The organism is Halanaerocella petrolearia (assembly GCF_054657875.1).
Map to the genome: position 1 here is coordinate 586,552 of NZ_BAAHXW010000001.1, position 18,186 is coordinate 604,737.

General features: G+C 31.4%; 22 protein-coding genes and 1 pseudogene. 4 read left to right on the forward strand and 19 right to left on the reverse strand.

The genetic code is table 11. The features are described from left to right. Positions 1-61: 61 nt before the first annotated feature. From ACYQ39_RS02995 to ACYQ39_RS03005, 3 genes are all read left to right on the forward strand, one after another. Positions 62-280, forward strand: a complete 219-nt coding sequence (locus tag ACYQ39_RS02995; RefSeq protein WP_459840396.1) for a hypothetical protein — start codon at positions 62-64, stop codon at positions 278-280. A 1-nt stretch (position 281) separates the two neighbouring features. Further along, positions 282-593 (forward strand): spore coat protein, encoded by a 312-nt coding sequence (locus tag ACYQ39_RS03000; protein WP_459840397.1) that lies wholly within the window; start codon positions 282-284, stop codon positions 591-593. A 94-nt stretch (positions 594-687) separates the two neighbouring features. Beyond that, complete coding sequence (locus ACYQ39_RS03005) at positions 688-1,269, forward strand: DUF2238 domain-containing protein (protein ID WP_459840398.1); 582 nt, start codon at positions 688-690, stop codon at positions 1,267-1,269. On the opposite strand, the gene ACYQ39_RS03010 is transcribed toward ACYQ39_RS03005, so the two are convergent. The 6 genes from ACYQ39_RS03010 to ACYQ39_RS03035 form a co-directional block, all read right to left on the reverse strand. Further along, positions 1,266-2,921 (reverse strand): SulP family inorganic anion transporter, encoded by a 1,656-nt coding sequence (locus ACYQ39_RS03010; RefSeq protein WP_459840399.1) that lies wholly within the window; start codon positions 2,919-2,921, stop codon positions 1,266-1,268. The two genes, ACYQ39_RS03005 and ACYQ39_RS03010, sit on opposite strands and share 4 nt — an antisense overlap. A gap of 14 nt (positions 2,922-2,935) precedes the next feature. Further along, on the reverse strand, positions 2,936-3,361 hold the full coding sequence (locus ACYQ39_RS03015; protein WP_459840400.1) for a Fur family transcriptional regulator: 426 nt from the start codon (positions 3,359-3,361) through the stop codon (positions 2,936-2,938). Between the two features lie 125 nt (positions 3,362-3,486). After that, on the reverse strand, positions 3,487-4,335 hold the full coding sequence (locus ACYQ39_RS03020) for a metal ABC transporter permease (protein WP_459840401.1): 849 nt from the start codon (positions 4,333-4,335) through the stop codon (positions 3,487-3,489). Between the two features lie 14 nt (positions 4,336-4,349). Next, complete coding sequence (locus ACYQ39_RS03025; protein WP_459841622.1) at positions 4,350-5,099, reverse strand: metal ABC transporter ATP-binding protein; 750 nt, start codon at positions 5,097-5,099, stop codon at positions 4,350-4,352. Position 5,100: 1 nt separating this feature from the next. Beyond that, positions 5,101-6,081, reverse strand: a complete 981-nt coding sequence (locus tag ACYQ39_RS03030) for a metal ABC transporter solute-binding protein, Zn/Mn family (protein ID WP_459840402.1) — start codon at positions 6,079-6,081, stop codon at positions 5,101-5,103. A 185-nt stretch (positions 6,082-6,266) separates the two neighbouring features. Then, on the reverse strand, positions 6,267-6,839 hold the full coding sequence (locus tag ACYQ39_RS03035) for a DUF3793 family protein (RefSeq protein ID WP_459840403.1): 573 nt from the start codon (positions 6,837-6,839) through the stop codon (positions 6,267-6,269). Positions 6,840-7,027: 188 nt separating this feature from the next. Between ACYQ39_RS03035 and ACYQ39_RS03040 the strand changes: the two genes are divergently transcribed. Beyond that, complete coding sequence (locus ACYQ39_RS03040) at positions 7,028-7,660, forward strand: HD-GYP domain-containing protein (protein WP_459840404.1); 633 nt, start codon at positions 7,028-7,030, stop codon at positions 7,658-7,660. Between the two features lie 41 nt (positions 7,661-7,701). On the opposite strand, the gene ACYQ39_RS03045 is transcribed toward ACYQ39_RS03040, so the two are convergent. The 13 genes and pseudogenes from ACYQ39_RS03045 to modA form a co-directional block, all read right to left on the reverse strand. Beyond that, complete coding sequence (locus tag ACYQ39_RS03045) at positions 7,702-8,742, reverse strand: peptidoglycan DD-metalloendopeptidase family protein (protein ID WP_459840405.1); 1,041 nt, start codon at positions 8,740-8,742, stop codon at positions 7,702-7,704. A 140-nt stretch (positions 8,743-8,882) separates the two neighbouring features. Then, positions 8,883-9,407, reverse strand: coding sequence for a hypothetical protein (locus tag ACYQ39_RS03050; RefSeq protein WP_459840406.1), 525 nt, complete (start codon positions 9,405-9,407; stop codon positions 8,883-8,885). A 211-nt stretch (positions 9,408-9,618) separates the two neighbouring features. After that, entirely contained in the window at positions 9,619-10,536 is a 918-nt protein-coding gene (argF, locus tag ACYQ39_RS03055) for an ornithine carbamoyltransferase (RefSeq protein WP_459840407.1), read from the reverse strand. 97 nt (positions 10,537-10,633) lie between these two features. Next, positions 10,634-10,972: a P-II family nitrogen regulator gene (locus ACYQ39_RS03060; protein ID WP_459840408.1), complete on the reverse strand. Its 339-nt coding sequence runs from the start codon at positions 10,970-10,972 to the stop codon at positions 10,634-10,636. A gap of 414 nt (positions 10,973-11,386) precedes the next feature. Further along, positions 11,387-12,715, reverse strand: coding sequence for an ammonium transporter (locus ACYQ39_RS03065; protein WP_459840409.1), 1,329 nt, complete (start codon positions 12,713-12,715; stop codon positions 11,387-11,389). A gap of 30 nt (positions 12,716-12,745) precedes the next feature. Beyond that, positions 12,746-12,931 carry a hypothetical protein gene (locus tag ACYQ39_RS03070; protein WP_459840410.1) on the reverse strand — a complete coding sequence of 62 codons (186 nt, stop codon included), beginning with the start codon at positions 12,929-12,931 and terminating at the stop codon, positions 12,746-12,748. A gap of 100 nt (positions 12,932-13,031) precedes the next feature. Further along, the gene (locus ACYQ39_RS03075; protein ID WP_459840411.1) at positions 13,032-13,754 is read right to left on the reverse strand and encodes an NAD+ synthase; all 723 of its coding nucleotides are present in this window, start codon (positions 13,752-13,754) and stop codon (positions 13,032-13,034) included. 20 nt (positions 13,755-13,774) lie between these two features. Next, positions 13,775-14,062: a type I glutamate--ammonia ligase gene (locus ACYQ39_RS03080; protein ID WP_459841624.1), complete on the reverse strand. Its 288-nt coding sequence runs from the start codon at positions 14,060-14,062 to the stop codon at positions 13,775-13,777. Positions 14,063-14,077: 15 nt separating this feature from the next. Further along, a pseudogene (locus tag ACYQ39_RS03085) lies at positions 14,078-14,731 on the reverse strand (glutamine synthetase beta-grasp domain-containing protein); the annotation flags it as partial. Positions 14,732-14,878: 147 nt separating this feature from the next. Next, entirely contained in the window at positions 14,879-15,115 is a 237-nt protein-coding gene (locus ACYQ39_RS03090; protein ID WP_459840412.1) for a MerR family transcriptional regulator, read from the reverse strand. A gap of 67 nt (positions 15,116-15,182) precedes the next feature. Then, positions 15,183-16,262: a homocitrate synthase gene (nifV, locus tag ACYQ39_RS03095; RefSeq protein WP_459840413.1), complete on the reverse strand. Its 1,080-nt coding sequence runs from the start codon at positions 16,260-16,262 to the stop codon at positions 15,183-15,185. A gap of 143 nt (positions 16,263-16,405) precedes the next feature. Beyond that, a complete protein-coding gene (locus tag ACYQ39_RS03100) occupies positions 16,406-17,272 on the reverse strand; it encodes a molybdate ABC transporter permease subunit (RefSeq protein WP_459840414.1) in 867 nt (288 codons plus the stop codon). A 4-nt stretch (positions 17,273-17,276) separates the two neighbouring features. Next, complete coding sequence (gene modA, locus ACYQ39_RS03105) at positions 17,277-18,080, reverse strand: molybdate ABC transporter substrate-binding protein (RefSeq protein ID WP_459840415.1); 804 nt, start codon at positions 18,078-18,080, stop codon at positions 17,277-17,279. Positions 18,081-18,186 lie beyond the last annotated feature (106 nt).

Here is an 18,186-nt window from a genome sequence, read left to right on the forward strand (position 1 = left end):
ACATACTCTATATTAAACTAAGTAAAACTATAAGTAGTTTATTATTAAGGAGGTCATAAATTTGCGAGAGTTAACTCAAAGTGAGAAATTAACATTGAGACAATTATTAGAGATGGAAACAAATGCATTGGCAAAAGCAAAAGCTATCCAAGAAGTTATTACAGATGATGACCTTAAAAAGGAAGTAGAATCAGGAATTTTAGCTATGGAAGGCAGAGTTAAAGGGATTCAACAATTTATTAATGAAAATGATATAGTAACCAGTAAGGAGGTGCATTAATATGGAGTCTATATTTTCATCTTTAGTACAGGATAAAACTAAAGTTGGAGACCAGACAATAGCTACTGATATGCTTGCCGGATCTAAAAGTGCAGCTGTAGCATATCTTTCTGCTACTTTAGAGTCTCCTACCCCTGAACTTAAAGCTATGTACTCAGATAACTTAACTCAAGTAATAAATGGTCATTCAGCTCTAACAAAATTAGCAATAAATAAAGGCTGGTACAAACCATATGAAAAACCTGAACAACAATTATTTGAAGCCTTTGATCAGTCTCAACAACTAATTAATATCAAACAACCTCAATCTTAACAGATAAATAACCTCCGCTAAATTAGTGGAGGTTATTCTTACATTATTATGCTAGTGAAAATAGATTTAACTATTTATCAAGGAGATACCTTAAATGAATAAACACAAGCAGACTAGATTGATAATTAATTTAACTTTTTTAGTTACACAATTTATAACTATCTTTTTATTATCCAAAGATGGTAGATTAAAATATGATGGAGTAATTGCATCTACTTTATTTTTTGCAATCTATACTATTATAGAAATCAAATATAATTTATACTTAAACAACTATATAAGAAGTATTTCAATTATAACAATCATAGCTCATTCTATTTTAGGTCGCTATTTAAAACTTTATAAAATAACGTCTTATTTTGATATCTTACTTCATGCTTTTGGCACCTACTCATTTACTCTTTTTAGTTATTCTTTAATAACAGAACTACTTCCCACTATTCTTAAGCAAAAACATTATAAAACTATCTTTATTATTACATTAGGAATTAGTTTAGGAACTATCTTTGAAATCATTGAATTTTCATTAGATATAATGCTAAATCAAACACTAAAACATCAAGAAGGTTTAACAGATACAAATACAGACCTTATTTCAGATATATCGGGAGCTATAATAGCAAGTTTCCACTTAAAGTTATTAAAAATAAAGAAAACAGCTAAAGAGAAGAATTAAGATAGCTCCTCCTCCTCAGCTGATTTAACTGCTTCAATAGTAGAAGATAACATTTCATCTTGAGAATGAAAAATACTATCTTTACCAATCTTATCAATAACACCTAAATCTTCAAGAACCTTATACTGTTCCTCATCAACTCCAGATAAAAAGACTGGCTTATCTTCTTGTTGTACTCGAGCAACAAACTTTTCTAACTCTTTGACCGAAGTTATATCCATTCGGGCGATATTCTTAATCCTAATTACAAATCCTTTAGCCTGAACCGAATTTAACTCTTCCTTAAAATTCTCTGCTGCACTAAAGTTTAAATCACCAGCTAAATCAAGTACAACATATTCATCTTCTTCTACTTCTTCTGGTTCTTTATAAGCTAATTTAGTATCAGCTTCTTTATCGTAACTTATATGAGACATGTTTACTTTACTACTCTCTTTAAGTACTACTACTAAAGAAAGTAATACTCCTGTATAAATAGCATACTCTAACCGTGGTAGTAAAACTGTAGCCAATAAAGTAACTACAAAAATTAATAAATCTGATTTAGTAGCTTTACAGATATCAATAATCTCATCGATGTCTATCATTCTTAAAGCTACTACTATTACCAAGGCAGCTAAACTAGTAATTGGAATATACTTAACTATAGGATTAAATAAGATAATAAATAAAGATATAATTATTGCTGTAAAAACCTGGGCCAACTTCGTTTTAGCCCCTACTTGATAATTAATAAAAGAATTAGTAAAAGATCCTGCACTAGCAAAACTACTGAAGAAAGAGCTTATTAAGTTAATTATTCCTTGCCCTAGAAACTCATGATTGATATTTAGCTCTTGACCAGACTTATTCTCTAAAGACTTAATAATTGCTAAAGTCTGTAGTAAACCTATAATAGCTACTGAAAATGCTTTAGTAGCTATGCGACTGATAAATTGGAAATCAAACTCTGGAAACTGAAACTGTGGTAAAGAAGCAGGTAATCTCCCTACAACTGCTAGTTGATCTGATAAATTAAAGATATAGACTAATAAAGTAGCAATCACTATAGACAATAAATAGGCAGGATATTTCTTATTGATCTTTTCAATGGATAAGATAGATAACATAGTTATTAATCCTAAAGTTACAGCCCACGGATTAGCAGTTATCACTTTTCCTGATAATAAATAAATATCTATAAATATATTAGCAGTATTAGATAATGATACCTCTAGTAGATTCTCTAGCTGACCAACACCAATTATCACTGCAGTTCCTGTCGTCAAACCGACTATTACTGGATGAGAAATATAATTTACTAATTTACCTAACTTAAAGATACCAAATAGAATCTGAAAGAAACCCACTAAAAAGGTTAAAATAAAGACAGCAGCTAAATAATTATGATCTTGGGCAAAATTTAAATTACTAGCAATAGTCATAGCAACTAAATTAGTCGGGCCAACTATCATATAGCTAGATCTACCTACTAAAGAATAGATTAACATAGATACCATAGATGTATACAGTCCATAAATTGGATTGACCCCTATGATTAAAGCATAAGCCATATTCTGTGGTACACATAAAGCAGCTACTGAAGCTCCAGCTGTAATATCTTGACGTAAAGAGTTATAATCCCTTAAGCCATTTAATAATTTTTTTATCATAATTTTCCCTCATTTCAATTCTTCTTTTGACATTCAGGACAGAAACCATAAAACTTCATTCTATGCTCTAAAATACTATAACCTGTCTGAGTACCTAACTCTTCATCAAACTTATCTAGTGGACAATCTAAAGGAACTACTTCTTCACAATCTAGACAGACTAAATGATGATGATGATTTCCTTCATCTAACTCAAATTTATTTTCATGCTCATCAAACTTAAGCTTACGAACAATATTTTCTCCTACAAAATAATTTAGATTACGATAAACAGTGGATAATCTTAACTTAGGTCTACCCTCTTTTAATCTAGCAAATATATCCTGGGCTGAAATAGGATGCTTAATATCAATTAGCACTTCTAAAATAGCACAACGTTGTTTAGTACATCTAATCCCTTTAGATCTTAATTTATCTTTCCAAGTCGATAATTGATCCATTCTTATCCCCTTCCCTTATCTAGTTATATTACAAAACCGAATAAACATCAAGTTCTAATTTAAAGCAAATTAACCTATCTAAATAAATTAAAAAAGCCTTCCTTAGAGGAAGGCAATTTTGTAAGCTATTTATCAATATTTGAGATAATGGAACTATCACTATAAGAAGTAAAATAAATTTTAATTTGGCGATAACCTATAATTACTAACAACCAGACTACACTGGCTAAAATAATAGTTCCTCCAGGAGCTAGATCTTGATAAAAAGAGGTTACCAGACCAAAATTAACTGCTAATAATCCAGAAAAAACACTATAGATAATTGTCTCTTTAAAACTACTAGCTAACTGCAATCCAGCAGCTACTGGTAAAGTCAATAATGAAGCAACTAATAAACCACCAATAATCCGCATTGAAATAGAAATAGTTACTGCTACTAAAATAATAAATAAAGTATTTAGTAAAGTAACAGGCACCCCTGCTAATCTAGCTTCAACCTCACTGAAAGTTAAAAATATAAAACCATAGTAAAAGTAAAAAACAACTCCTATAATTATAATAGCTAACGGAATAATAGCTAATAAGTCCTGTTTTGTAACTAAAGAAATACTACCAAATAAATAACCAAAGATACCAGAGTTATTATTTGATAAACTAATTAATATAGTAGCCATTCCTAATCCAGTAGCTAACATAATAGATAATGATAACTCAGCATAATCTTGATAACTTTCACGTAACTTTTCAATTCCTAAAGCAGCTACAACTGAAACTAATAAAGCCATATAAACAGGATAGACTCCTAAAATCATTCCTAAAGCAACTCCTGCTAAAGCTACATGTGATAAAGTATTTCCAATTAAGGATAATCTCTTTAAGACTAAAAAGACACCAATCAAAGGACAAATAACTGCCACAATATTACCAACAATAAAAGCACGTTGCATAAAAGAATAAGTAAATATATCTAACATTACTTGCTCACCACCTAATGCTTATGTTCAGGAATTAAAACACGATTTTCAGTCTTTAATTCAGTAATATAATCTTCATAATCAAATTCATCAGCTTGATGAATAAATAGCTGACCATCTCCAAAACAGACAATTTTATTGGCTTGACTACTAATTACATGAATATCATGAGAAATCATAATAATGGTAATTCCTAATTTCTGATTTAGATGTTCTATTAACTGATAAAAATCATCTTGAACTTTAGCATCTACCCCTACTAATGGTTCATCCAATAGAATGATTTCTGGGTTGGTAATTAAAGTTCTAGCAATAAATACTCGTTGTTGCTGACCACCAGATAAATTTCCAATCTGTCGTGTCTTATATTCTAACATATCTACTTGCTTTAAAGCTTGATCTATTCTTGTCTCTAAATTATTAGTTAATAATTTAAAAAAGCCCATCTCCCGATATAAACTAGCTCCTACAACTTCTTTTACAGTAGCCGGAAAGCTATTATTGAAACTTCTTACCTGTTGAGAAACATAACCTACCTTTTCCCAATTATCAAAATCAGTTATTGATTGACCAAATAACTTAATCTCTCCTACCTGTGGCTTTAAATCTCCTATTATTGACTTCAATAAAGTACTCTTTCCTGAACCATTAGGACCAAGTAAAGCAACAAAATCACCTTCTTCTACTATCAAATCTACTCCTTGTAAGATAGGTTTATCATCATAACCACAAGATAAATCATTAATCTCAACTATTCTATCCATTTTAATCACCTAATGCCTTCTGTAAATTATTCAGATTCTGTCGCATAAGAGAAAAATAATCCTCACCAGCATCCACTTCTTCTCTAGTTAAGCCAGCAACTGGATTTAACTTAAGTACTTTTAATTCTGCTTCTTTAGCTAAGACATTGACTATTCTAGGATTGGCTAAAGTCTCCATAAATATATAATCAAATTTATGTTCCTTAGCTAACTTTGTTAATTTAGCTAAAGTACCTGGCGAAGGCTCTTGGTGAGGAGCAACTCCTGTAACAGACAACTGTTTAAATCCATACCTATCAGCTAAATAACCAAATGCAGAATGAGAGACTAAAATAGATTCTCTTTTAGCTCCTTTTAAGGCAGCTTTATATTCTTGATCAAGTTCTTCTAACTCTTGTACAACTTCTTTATAGTTAGCTTGATAGACTTCTTTATTTTTAGAGTCTAACTTGATAAATTCATCTCTCATCTCCTTAGCGATATCTTTCATATTCATAGGATCTAACCAGATATGAGGATCATAACTACTATCCTTTTCTTCCCCTTCATGATCTTTATGTTCATGACCTTCATTATGTTCATGCCCAGTTACAAACTCTTTCAAATTAACTACTTGACTAACTCTTACTGTCTTAACACCAACTTCTGTTAAGTTCTGTACTGTTTTGTTGGCCCAAGACTCTACTCCTAAACCATTATAAAAGAATAAGTCTGCTTTCTCTAATTGAGCTATCTTACGTGGAGATGGTTTATAACTATGTAGTTCAGCTCCATTAGGAACAACTAAATTAACTTCTAATTTATCGTCAGCAATTTTAGTTGCTAAATCATAGAGTGGATAAATACTTGTATAAATTTTTAATTGACTAGTATTATTTTGAACTCCAGATCTTAAAGAATCATTAGTAAAGTTATTAATTATCAACCCTGAACCTAAAACTAAAAGCAATACTACAGATAAAATCAAAACTTTTTTATTCATCTATTTCCCTCCTGTAATTTAATCATAAGCTTTAAATTTCTTCTTGCAAACAGTTTGCATCTAGCATCATAATCATACTAAAAAAGCTCCTTAGTGTCAAGTAGCTTTTTCACTTTTAAATATATGGTTATTTTTTACAGACAAATCATTAGTATACATATTTAAATAATCAAATTATCTTTTTATTAATTAAACTCAACTACTTGATAAAAATCTTCAATCTGATTTAACTCCTGTAATCTATTATCAACCACTCGTTGTGCTAATCTAAACTTATTCTGGCAGATAGCTGATACTGTTCTATTCCCATAGAACTTCCAACTCCCTTTTCCTGTCCTCTTCAAATCAAGATAACCAGTAAATCCTAATACATCTTTAAGAGGATAACCTAAAAAAATACCTATTTCATGAGGAAATTCTGACTTTTGTATTCTAATTAATAGATAATTTAAGTAACCTGCTAAAGTATAGGTCCTAGGATAGTCTAATTGTTGAAGAAAACATAAGTTATAAGACTTACTAAGTTGTCTATCTAATGCTAAGGGGTGATAAAATAAAACTTGTATTTTACCACTTAACTCTCTCAGTTCCATTAATCTAATCTGATTAGAAGATAGGACTATTTCTTTACATCTTAGCCAACAATCTTCTCCACTATCATCTAGTAGTGGAATATTTCTTAATTCAGCTGGTTTGATTCCTAATAAAGTTGGCCCTATATTATGAAGTATATCTCTACAACAAGTTTTATAATTCATACTAAAGTAATCACCTCATTATCTATCAGTTAGTTTATGCCAAAGAATAATTAAATAAACTGATTAATAAAAAATTCAGTTTTTTCTATAATAATACTAATATTAAGTATAAATTACTTCTTGTAAATGAAAATGATTTATGGTAGAATATTAATGATAATAATTATTATTTTCAGTGAGGGGTCATAATGAAGACTAAATTAGAATTTACTCAAATTTCATTGCATGATTTTGTAGAAAGTCTAGTTAAAGGTTTAGAAGTTAAAGATTTATATACTTCTGGACATTCTATTAGAGTAGCTCACTTGGCTCAAAAGCTGGCTGAACTAATGGATCTTAATCCAGAAATGATATTTACTATCCATATTGCTGGTCACTTACATGATATTGGTAAAATAGGTATTCGAGATGCTATTCTTAATAAAAAAGGAAATTTAACTAGAAGCGAATATGAAGAAATAAAAAAACATTCTACTATTGGCTATCAAATTATAAATCAAGTTACTGGAACTCAATTTTCTACAATTGCTAATATAATTAAACATCACCATGAAAAATATGATGGCACAGGATATCCAACTGGACTATCAGCTAAAGAAATACCTCTAGGTTCTAGAATTATAGCCATTGCTGATACTTTTGATGCAATAGCAACTCCTCGGCCCTACAGAAAAGCTTTACCAATTAAAGAAGCTATTAAAGAGATAAATCAATGTCAAGACAATCAATTTGATCCTCAAATTGTAAAGATGATAAATAAAATTTATAAAGAAAAACCATCATTTCTATATAATTTGATTAATAAAGAGCAATCAACTTAATCAAAAAATAAAAAAGAGTGGAATAACTCCACTCCTTATCTTTAATCTAAATATTTCATTGGATTGGCCGGTTTACTATTAATTAAAATTCTAAAATCCAAATGTGGGCCAGTACTTAAACCAGTATTACCTGACTTAGCAACAATCTCTCCTTGCTCAACATACTGTCCAGGTCTAACTATCAATTCTGAATTATGAGCATACAGAGTAACTACGCCATTACTATGATCAATAGTTACTGTTCTACCAAACCCTTTAATCCAACCACTATTTAAAACTTTACCTGCTTTAGCAGCTCTAACTGGAGTTCCTCTACTTATTGCTATATCTATTCCACCATGAAAGTCCTTCTTATTTAAGATAGGATGATTTCTCCAACCATAATCAGAACTTATTCTACCATTAACTGGCCAGATAAAATCTTTTTCTACTTTTCTTACATTTTTAGAACTACCAGATAGATCAATTACTAATTTAGGTACTTTAATCTTCTGTCCAACTTTAATTCTATTTCCATTAAATTTATTGACTTTTTTGATTGTCCGCACTGTAGTATGGAATTTCTCTGCTAATTTTTGTAATGTATCTCCACGTTGAACTTTGTAAGTAATTATGTTGTAAATATCAGTAACTAAAGCTCCACCTAAAGCACTTCTAGGAATAATCAGCTTTTGACCAGGTCGAATCAAAGTAGAGTCTAAATTATTAGCTTTCCTAATTACTTCAACTGCTATTCCATAATCTTGGGCCAAATCATATAAAGTATCACCAGGTCGAACCTTATATTTTTCATAGCGAACTGCTTCTAATAATTCAGTCCAAGTTCCTTCTCCTACTACACCATCGGCTGGTAGACCAATTTTTTTCTGAAAATTCTCAACAGCTCGTTCAGTAGTTGGCCCATAAATACCATCAATCACTAATTTTTCTCCAAGCATAACTAAGTCCTCTTGTAGCTGACGTACTTCACGTCCATCCATACCACGCTGTAAAACACGGTAACTTGCTTCAACTCCTTGCACAGATACAGAACAGACTAATATAGTCAATAAAAAGACTACTACTAGTTTATTTTGCTTCACTATTTAATCCTCCCTGCCTAACTTAATAATATATTTACCAAGTTTACAAATAAAAGATCCTCCCCCCTTTTTTAAGCTTGTACATTTATTACAATTCTATCAAAGTCATCATCAGATTAAAATGGTAATATTAACCTGCTTTATAATCTTTGCTGTTTATAACTCTCAAAATCTATTACTTTAGTCTCAGTTGCTACATTATCTGATTTATTATCTTTTATTCTCGACTCATTTTCTTCTAAATCAGAATCTAAAAGTTCATTAAAGAATTCTTCTAGCTCTATTTCTTCCAATTCCAATTCTTCTAGTTCTTGTGGTACATTATCTACTCTTACCATTTCAGACTCTTCATTAACCTGCTTATATAACTTTTGCTCCTTATCAGATAACTCTTCTATAAAGCTCTCTTTTTCTTCTTGTTCTTTAGCTTTAATTCTTTCCAATAACATTTTATCTTCTGGAGATAACCTTTCTCTAATCTGTTCACTAAAAATTTGATTTAAAATGGACTTAGTTTCTACTAATTGTTCCAAATTCCAATCACCAATAAATAACTGTTCCAGTTCATCAAAAGTATCATTATTACGTAAAGACGCAATTAACTTATCACACTGAATTGTTTCTCCATTAGGAAATATAATCTTAACCTTATTTGAATTAGCCACTCCAAAGCCCTCCTTAATTATGTAATAAAACAAAAAAAGCTCATACTAATTATATCAGTTAATCAAAAAAAAGAAAATAATTTTATTAAAATCACCTAAAATAGAATAAATATTAATTATTTAGATAGCAAAAATTAGTATAAGACTATATCTACTTTTTATTCATGCTTAATTATCAAAAAAATAAAAAGAGCATGAAAAACTCATGCTCCTAACTCATTAACTTAACCATAATTCCTTTTTGTAAATGTAATCTATTCTCGGCTTGATCAAAGACAATTGACTGCTCACCATCAATTACTTCTGCAGTAACTTCTTCTCCTCGATGAGCTGGCAGACAATGCATAAAAATAGCTTCTGCAGCAGCCAATTCTATTATCTCTTGATTGACTTGATAACTCTGAAATTTATTCTTTCGCTCTTGGGCTTCATCTTCATCTCCCATACTCGCCCAGACATCTGTATAAACTACATCAGCCCCTTTAACTGCTGCTTTAGTTTCTGTTAATACTTCAAGTTGACAATTATTTGCTTGGGCCAACTTCTTAGCAGATTCTATAACTTCAACCTGTGGTGTATAATCTTGAGGAGTTGCTAAAGAAATATCCATACCTACTTTTGCAGCTGCTAACATTAAAGAATGAGCCATATTATTTCCATCACCAATATAAGTTAGCTTTAAATCAGATAGATCGCCTTTCTTCTCTTGAATAGTAAATAAGTCTGCTAATGCTTGACAAGGATGATATTTATCAGTTAAGCCATTAATTATGGGAATAGAACCATAGTGGGCTAGATCTTCCACTTCCTCTTGATCAAAGGTACGAATCATAATTCCATCTATATAACGACTTAAAACTTTTGCTGTATCAGCTATTGTTTCACCACGACCAAGTTGAATATCCTGTGAACTTAAGAATATCCCTTGCCCTCCTAATTGATAGATACCAGTTTCAAAAGAGACTCTAGTTCGAGTAGAAGACTTAGCAAAGATCATACCTAAAGTCTTACCAGCTAAATAGTCTTCTCTAGCCCCTTGTTTCTCTTCTTGCTTTAACTTTTCTGTAATCATAAACAACTCTTTTATATCTACTAGACTTAAGTATTTAACTGTTAGTAAATTATCCATTCTAATCTCCTCCTTTTAAATAATTATACAATTAAAAGAATAATTATTCAACACCTTTATAAAAAAACCCAAGGGAAGTTGGCCCTTGGGATTACACCTAAATAGCTTTTCTATCTCTTTCTCCAGTTCTAATTCTAACTGCTTCATCAATAGAATAGACAAATATCTTACCATCGCCTACTTCATCAGTCCGAGTCGTCTCAACAATAACATCTACTAAATCGTCAACTTCATCTTCTGCAACTACTAATTCTACCTTTAATTTCTCCTTTAGCTTAACCTCATATTCTACTCCTCGATAAACCTCTTTCTTTCCCTTTTGCTTACCATAACCAGCAATTTGAGTTATATTTAAGCCACTAATTCCTAACTCTTCGACTGCCACTATTAACTCTTCTAACTTAGAGGGGCGAATTATACACTCCACCTTCTTCATAGTCATTCCTCCTTTTTATTTTCTTGCAAATAGTCGTGTGTCATGAGTCATCTGCTATGTGCTAAATCAAAACCATCACATTCAACACCTACACCTATAAAAGCTCTTATTTTAAAATCTGTGAACTATTTTGTGATTTTGACTTTAATTTAGCTCACGATTCATAGCTCATAACTAATGAATATTGATATAAAGTGACATTTTTCTGCTTCAGATATCTGCAAATGACCTTTATCACGAATAGTTTCTATGAAACTCGTAGGGTCAAATTCAAAAACATAGATACAGTTAGATTCTTTAAAAGATAGTAATTTTAAGAATTTAGTTTTTGAATTTAAAGGTTTTGAACTGGCTGATAACACATAGCAAATAGCTCACAGCTGTGTCACTAAAAGTGACACACTATATCAATTACTATTCACTCTTCTCAACTTTAACACTCTTCCAGTGTAATGGCACAAAGTCTGGATAAGATACAGAACCATGCTCTGTAATATCTAATCCTTCTAATTCTTCTTCTCGAGAAACCCTCAAGCCTATAACTACATCAATAACCTTGAATAAAATATAAGCCGTTACAAATGTCCAAGCTGCTACAGCAACTACACCTTTAAGTTGAGTTACCAATAAAGAAGTTCCTCCACTATAGAATAAACCACCATCAGTAGCAAAGAAACCAACTAAGATCGTTCCAAAAGCACCACATACTCCATGCACTGCTACTGCACCAACTGGATCATCTACATGTAGCTTATCAATAAATTCAACAGCAAAAACAATTAGTATTCCAGATAAAGCACCAATAATTAATGCTCCTATATTATCTACAGCTGCACAACCAGCAGTAATACCAACCAAACCTGCTAAAGCACCATTTAAAGTCATACTTACATCAGCTTTACCATACTTAAACCAACTAGTAATCATTGCTAAAGTAGCACCTGCTGCTGCAGCTAAATTAGTAGTTACTGCAATATCTCCAATACTCAAATCAGTACCTGCTACTGTACTACCTGGGTTAAATCCAAACCAACCAAACCATAAGATAAAAACACCTAAAGCAGCCATTAATAAGTTATGACCTGGCATTGCATTAATTGATCCATCTTCATTATACTTACCAATTCTTGGCCCAAGAACTATAGCACCTGCTAGAGCAGCCCAACCACCTACAGAGTGAACAACTGTTGATCCAGCAAAGTCAACCATACCAGATAACCAACCGCCACCCCAGATCCAGTGACCTACAACAGGATAAATAATACCAGTAATTCCAATACTATAAGCAATATATCCGCTATACTTAGTTCGTTCTGCCATTGCTCCAGAAACAATTGTTGCTGCTGTAGCTGCAAATACAGCTTGGAAAATCCAATAAGCACTAAGAGGTATATCCAATCCTAAATGTTCAAAACTCCCACTTAAAAAGAATCCATCAGTCCCAATAAATCCATTTCCTGCTCCATACATAAATGCAAAACCACAAGCCCAATACAACAATGAACCTAAAGAAAAGTCCATTATATTCTTCATAATAATATTTCCTGCATTCTTAGCTCGCGTAAAACCAGATTCTACCATAGCAAAACCAGCCTGCATAAAGAATACTAAAAATGCTGCTAAAAGTGTCCACATAGTATCAATCGCTACTGCATTACTCACTGATGTCGGTTCAGCTGCCCAACTTACTGATGTCAAAGCTAAAAGCATAACCATAGTTAATAAAACTACTCTACTTCTCATTTTAATCCCCTTCCTTTAAAATAATTTATATTAATGTTTCGTTGTAAACCAGTGTACAATACTTTCTGAAACAACCTTAGATGCATCAATCACCTTTACCTTAGGAGCTTTAACCTTCTCTGGATTCATAAATAACTTACCATCCTTGATCCCAATATCACCTTTCTGACTTCCTTCTCTTGTAGTGACATTCCCATTCTTAATAATTAAACACATAATTATCACCCCTGAATTTTTTAGACTTATAAGTCTATTTTTAAATGAAAAGTTAAAAATGACTCTCAGCCAACATACAAATACTTGCAATTAACCATTATCATATTTCAGGTATTGGAGGAAGTTGTAACTTATGCTGATTTTCTTCTTCTAATCTATCCACTAGATCTTTTACTTCTTTACTAGCTTCACCAGTTAAGATATATTTATCTATCTTTTGATAACTTACTCCTAATTCTTCTTCATCAGTTTGATCTTTCCACAAACCTGCAGAAGGAGCTTTAGTAATAATCTTATCTGGTATTTCTAATACTTTAGATATTTCCCTCACTTCAGTTTTTACTAAATTTCCTAATGGAGCTAGATCAATACCTCCATCACCATACTTTGTAAAATATCCTAATCTTAATTCACTACGATTATCTGTTCCAACTACTAAACTATTTCTTAATTTTGCATAATAATAAAGGGTAGTCATCCTTAATCTAGGCTTTATATTAGAAATAGCTAACCTATCTTCAGTTCCCTGTATTGTTTCTAATAATGTATTAAAAGTGGGGGTTAAATCTAATTCTTTATAATCAATATCAAATTTCTCTGCTACTAACCTAGCATCTTTAGCATCTTGTGGATTGCTGTCACAAGGCATAATCAAACCTAATGTATTATCTGGAAAAGCTCTTTTAGACAATACAGCTGTAACTGAAGAATCAATCCCACCTGATAAACCAACTACAACACCTTTACAACTTGCATTTGTTATTTTACCTTTAATCCACTCTATCAATTTGTCTGTAATAACTTGATAATCTTTAGTCAACATTAATTCATCACCTACTAGCTTTAGTAATTTTTTAAATATTGTTCTAATTCCCATTGGTGAACTTGAGTTTTATAAATCTTAGTTTCAATTTTTTTAGCTTGCAGAAAATGGGTTAAAATATGCTTTCCTAAAATATCACATATCACTTTATCTTTAACTAATTTACTAGTAGCTTCATCAATACTACCTGGTAAATTCTTAAATGATGAACCTTTTATTCTTGTATCAGAAGTATTATAAATATTATCTATAAATTCAATTGATGGCTTAATCTTATTTCTAATCCCATTCAATCCCGCTTTTAACATAACAGCAATTGCTTTAGTTACAAATTTAAAAGTAGCAATCCTATCAGCAATTCTTAAAGCATTACTAGGTACTAAATCAATTTCATGTTGCCCAGGTGCTACTTCATGGTGAGAAGCTGCTATTTCAAATCCCATCTCTTCTAAAGCCAATACAATGTCTCATCGAGCATCTTGCCCCAAATCTATAGGTGCTAAATCAAAATAACTACCTGAATCATTAGTTTTAAGAGAAGTTCGTTCTTGATTACTTTTATTAAACAAGAAGAATTCCAGCTCCGGGCCAACATCTATAGTATAGCCCATCTCTGCTACTTCCTTTATTACTTCCTTTAATGCATTTCGCGGATCTCCAGCAAATGGTTCCCCTTCTGGAGTATACACATCACAAATTAATCTAGCTACTTTACCTTCAGTTTCTGGTCTCCAAGGAAAAACTGTAAAAGTATTATAGTCTGGTTTCAAATACATATCAGACTCTTGTAGCCTAGTAAATCCATCAACTGAAGATCCATCAAACATGATTCTACCTTCTAAAGTATCTGCTAATTGTTCAATTGTAACGGCCACATTTTTTACTATACCTAAAATATTAATAAACTGTAATCTAATAAACTTAACATTTAGCTTTTGGGCTTCTGCCAATATATCATCTTTAGTCAAATAACCCACCTCTTTCTTCCTTCAATACCTACAGTATAATACATATCCCATGTGACCTTTGTGTTAACTTTGTGTTAATTATAAACTATTGAATCGTATATGTCAAGTTTATGTCAGAAAAATATCTGATTTCCACTCTGTTTTAACTTATCCTTATCATCCTTCTAACTTCCTTAAGATACCAGCAATATTCAACCCCTTATTTAATAACTCTTTTATTTTATTTAATTTTTTAACATCATGTTTAGAAAATAACCTCTGATTACCTTTAGTTCGAGCAGGGTTTATCAAATTCTCTTCTTCATAATAACGAATCTGTCTAGCTGTCAGTCCAGTCATCTTCTTTGTCAGTCCCATAGAATAAATAGGAGTTTTTAAATCATCATTACACACCCTTATTCACCTTCCTTTAATTTATTGTTCTAATTATCTATTTGGCATCCACTTCATTTTTAGAAGGTTAAAGGTATTGCTCTTTTTTCTGATAAGAATTCTTTCTAATAGTCTTTAATATTTTATTAGCTTCTTCTCTGGTGATCGATGTCCCCAATTCATCATACTTATGCATAATTGCACTAACCCCAGAAAACTTACCAATGACCAAATCTCTTTTTCTTCCTAAATCTTCTGGAGGGAATACTTCATAAGTCGCTGGATCTTTTAACAATCCATCAACATGGATACCAGATTCATGTGAAAAAATTTTCTTACCTACAATTGGTTTACCTGGCTCCACTTTTCTTCCTGATACCTCCTCTATAAGCTTAGATAAATCCATTAACTCTGTTAAATCAAATTCAACTTTACATCCTTGAATATACTTTAAAGCCATAACAATCTCCTCTAGAGCTGTATTTCCAGCCCTTTCTCCAAGCCCATTGACTGTACAACTTATATATTCAGCTCCTGCTCTATAAGCACTGAGGGCATTAGCTGTTGCCATCCCCAAATCATTGTGCCCATGAAAATCAATATCTATATCTATAAAATCTTTTAATCTTTTTATATTCTGATAAACTGAATTAGGATCTAAGGCTCCTACGGTATCTGCATAACGTACTCTAGTAGCTCCTAGTTTTTGCGCTATATTATAAAATTTAATCAAAAAATTATCATCAGCTCTCGATGCATCTTCAGCACCAACTGATACAGAACATCCTTTTTCAATAGCATAAGAAACTGTTTTCTTTAGTTGATTTAGTATCCAATTTCTATCCTTATTTAATTTTCTATAAATATGAATGTCAGAAACCGGAGCCGAAATATGCACATTTTCTGCTCCACAAGCAATTGACTGATAAATATCATTAATTTTTAATCTGTTCCATGTCAAGATGGTAGCATCTAGATCAAAATTAATGATTTTTTCAACACACTCTTGTTCCTCTTCTCCCATAACAGGAATTCCTGCCTCAATAACTTCTACCCCAGCTTGATCTAATTTCTTAGCTATCCTTAACTTCTCTGCTTTTGAAAAAGCTACCCCAGCTGTCTGTTCTCCATCACGTAAAGTAGTATCAATAATATAAAAATTACTCACTCCCAACCCCCCAAAAACACACTACATGTAAATTCTTTGTTAGATTTATGTTAATTATAACCAATTTGCTCCTTATAGTCAAGTTTTTTCTAACTTGTTCTTTGAAAAATAACATATAGTTTACATAAGAGATTATAAAAAAATCATTTCCCCCTCCCTTTACTTAATTCCAAAACAAATAAAGGAACTAAAAATGTCACAATTAATACTACTGCTAAAGAAATAGCCTGTTCTATATTTTTTTGTGATAAAGTATAAATGGCAGTAGACAATGTCTGTGTCTTTCCTTTTAAGTTTCCTGCAAACATTATTGTTGCTCCAAATTCTCCTGCTGCTCTGAGACAACTCATAATTACTCCAGTCATAAAAGATCTCATACTCAAAGGCAAATACATCAACAATAATACTTCTTTCTCTCCTGCCCCATAGACCATAGCAGCTTCTTCAATCTTTTTATCAACCGATTCAAAACCACTTTTTAATGAATGAGTAAATAAAGGTAGCATAGTAAATACTTGAACAAGTATCAAAGCCAAAAAAGTAAATGGAATATCTAAATTTAATTTTATAAATAAACCACCTAGGATTCCTCTTCTACCAAAAGTCATCAGTAAAGCCAATCCTGCTACTGCAGGAGGTAAAACTAAAGGAATACTCAATATTAAGTTAATTACTCTTTTAGTTTTATCATCTTTTTTAGTAGTTATATAAGCAAGAGGAATCCCGCATATAATCGTAATTATAATAGAACAGAAAATAGAAGTAATAGTTATTTTTAAAGCCTGTAAGGTAGTTGTATCTTGGGCTATAGATATAACTTTATTTATTGAAGTCTTAAAGAAAAGAGAAGTGACAATTAAGGTAATAAATACTAAGTTAATAGAAACAATGATAACCAAGATAAGTTTTGTTACATCTAAACTTTTCTTAGACCAAGTTGGCATCAACTGACTTATCTTTTCCCCATAGTCTTTTATCTCTTGATAAATTGTAATTATATTAGTAGACATCCTATCACCTACTTTCTTTTATGAAACCATATTTAGTCAATATCTTCCTCCCCTCTAATGAATAAAGATAGTCTAAAAAATTCTTGCTGGCTTCTTGGTGTTGCTGATTGCCCACCTTTAATAGTGCAATAGGATAAGTGGTCACTATATTATATTGGTTAGGAATATTAATCCCCCTTACTTTTTCTTGATTACTAGCAATAATATCTGTCTTATAGACTACTCCAGCATCAGCTTCTCCTAATTCTATCTTTGAGACTACACTCTTTACATCTAATTCTTTAGAATCAATAGAATTCAAGAATTTTGTTTTATAATTTTCAACAAATTTACCACTCTTATCTACTTTATCTAACATCTCTATAGTATATTGTCCTACTGGTACAGACTTATCTGCCACTACTAACTTTACATCTTTCTCTACGAAATCATTTATAGTTTGAATTTTTTTATTTCCCTTAAGTACTGCTACAACTAACTTATTCTGAGCAAATACACTAGGCTCTATTACCATATCACTTTCTTCTAATTGATTCATATACTTTACATTTGCCGAAGCAAATATATCAGCTGTAACTCCTGATTTGATCTGACTAAATAAAGCTTGACTTCCTGCATAATTGCAATCCACTTCAATATTAGGATATTTCTCTTCAAAACCTTGCTCTAAGTCAGTAAATACTTCTATTAAACTAGCTGCTGCCATAATTCTTAAAGAAATTTTTTCTGTTTCCTCTGTAGCAGATTGACAACCACTAACTATAACTAATCCTAAAATTAAACTAATGACCATTGTTTTTTTAAACATAATAATCCCCTTTATTCCTCTCTTATAATCCTCCCTTTTTAGCATAGTAATCTAAACCATATTCCCTCTGATTGGACTGTACTTCAGATATAATATTAAGATAAAA

Coding starts and splice junctions, on each gene's coding strand:
- ACYQ39_RS03000 (WP_459840397.1), top strand. CDS start 282: ATGGAGTCTATATTTTCATCTTTAGTACAGGATAAAACTAAAGTTGGA.
- ACYQ39_RS03005 (WP_459840398.1), top strand. CDS start 688: ATGAATAAACACAAGCAGACTAGATTGATAATTAATTTAACTTTTTTA.
- ACYQ39_RS03010 (WP_459840399.1), bottom strand. CDS start 2,921: ATGATAAAAAAATTATTAAATGGCTTAAGGGATTATAACTCTTTACGT.
- ACYQ39_RS03015 (WP_459840400.1), bottom strand. CDS start 3,361: ATGGATCAATTATCGACTTGGAAAGATAAATTAAGATCTAAAGGGATT.
- ACYQ39_RS03020 (WP_459840401.1), bottom strand. CDS start 4,335: ATGTTAGATATATTTACTTATTCTTTTATGCAACGTGCTTTTATTGTT.
- ACYQ39_RS03025 (WP_459841622.1), bottom strand. CDS start 5,099: ATGGATAGAATAGTTGAGATTAATGATTTATCTTGTGGTTATGATGAT.
- ACYQ39_RS03030 (WP_459840402.1), bottom strand. CDS start 6,081: ATGAATAAAAAAGTTTTGATTTTATCTGTAGTATTGCTTTTAGTTTTA.
- ACYQ39_RS03035 (WP_459840403.1), bottom strand. CDS start 6,839: ATGAATTATAAAACTTGTTGTAGAGATATACTTCATAATATAGGGCCA.
- ACYQ39_RS03040 (WP_459840404.1), top strand. CDS start 7,028: ATGAAGACTAAATTAGAATTTACTCAAATTTCATTGCATGATTTTGTA.
- argF (WP_459840407.1), bottom strand. CDS start 10,536: ATGGATAATTTACTAACAGTTAAATACTTAAGTCTAGTAGATATAAAA.
- ACYQ39_RS03060 (WP_459840408.1), bottom strand. CDS start 10,972: ATGAAGAAGGTGGAGTGTATAATTCGCCCCTCTAAGTTAGAAGAGTTA.
- ACYQ39_RS03065 (WP_459840409.1), bottom strand. CDS start 12,715: ATGAGAAGTAGAGTAGTTTTATTAACTATGGTTATGCTTTTAGCTTTG.
- ACYQ39_RS03070 (WP_459840410.1), bottom strand. CDS start 12,931: ATGTGTTTAATTATTAAGAATGGGAATGTCACTACAAGAGAAGGAAGT.
- ACYQ39_RS03075 (WP_459840411.1), bottom strand. CDS start 13,754: ATGTTGACTAAAGATTATCAAGTTATTACAGACAAATTGATAGAGTGG.
- ACYQ39_RS03080 (WP_459841624.1), bottom strand. CDS start 14,062: ATGTTAAAAGCGGGATTGAATGGGATTAGAAATAAGATTAAGCCATCA.
- ACYQ39_RS03100 (WP_459840414.1), bottom strand. CDS start 17,272: ATGTCTACTAATATAATTACAATTTATCAAGAGATAAAAGACTATGGG.
- modA (WP_459840415.1), bottom strand. CDS start 18,080: ATGTTTAAAAAAACAATGGTCATTAGTTTAATTTTAGGATTAGTTATA.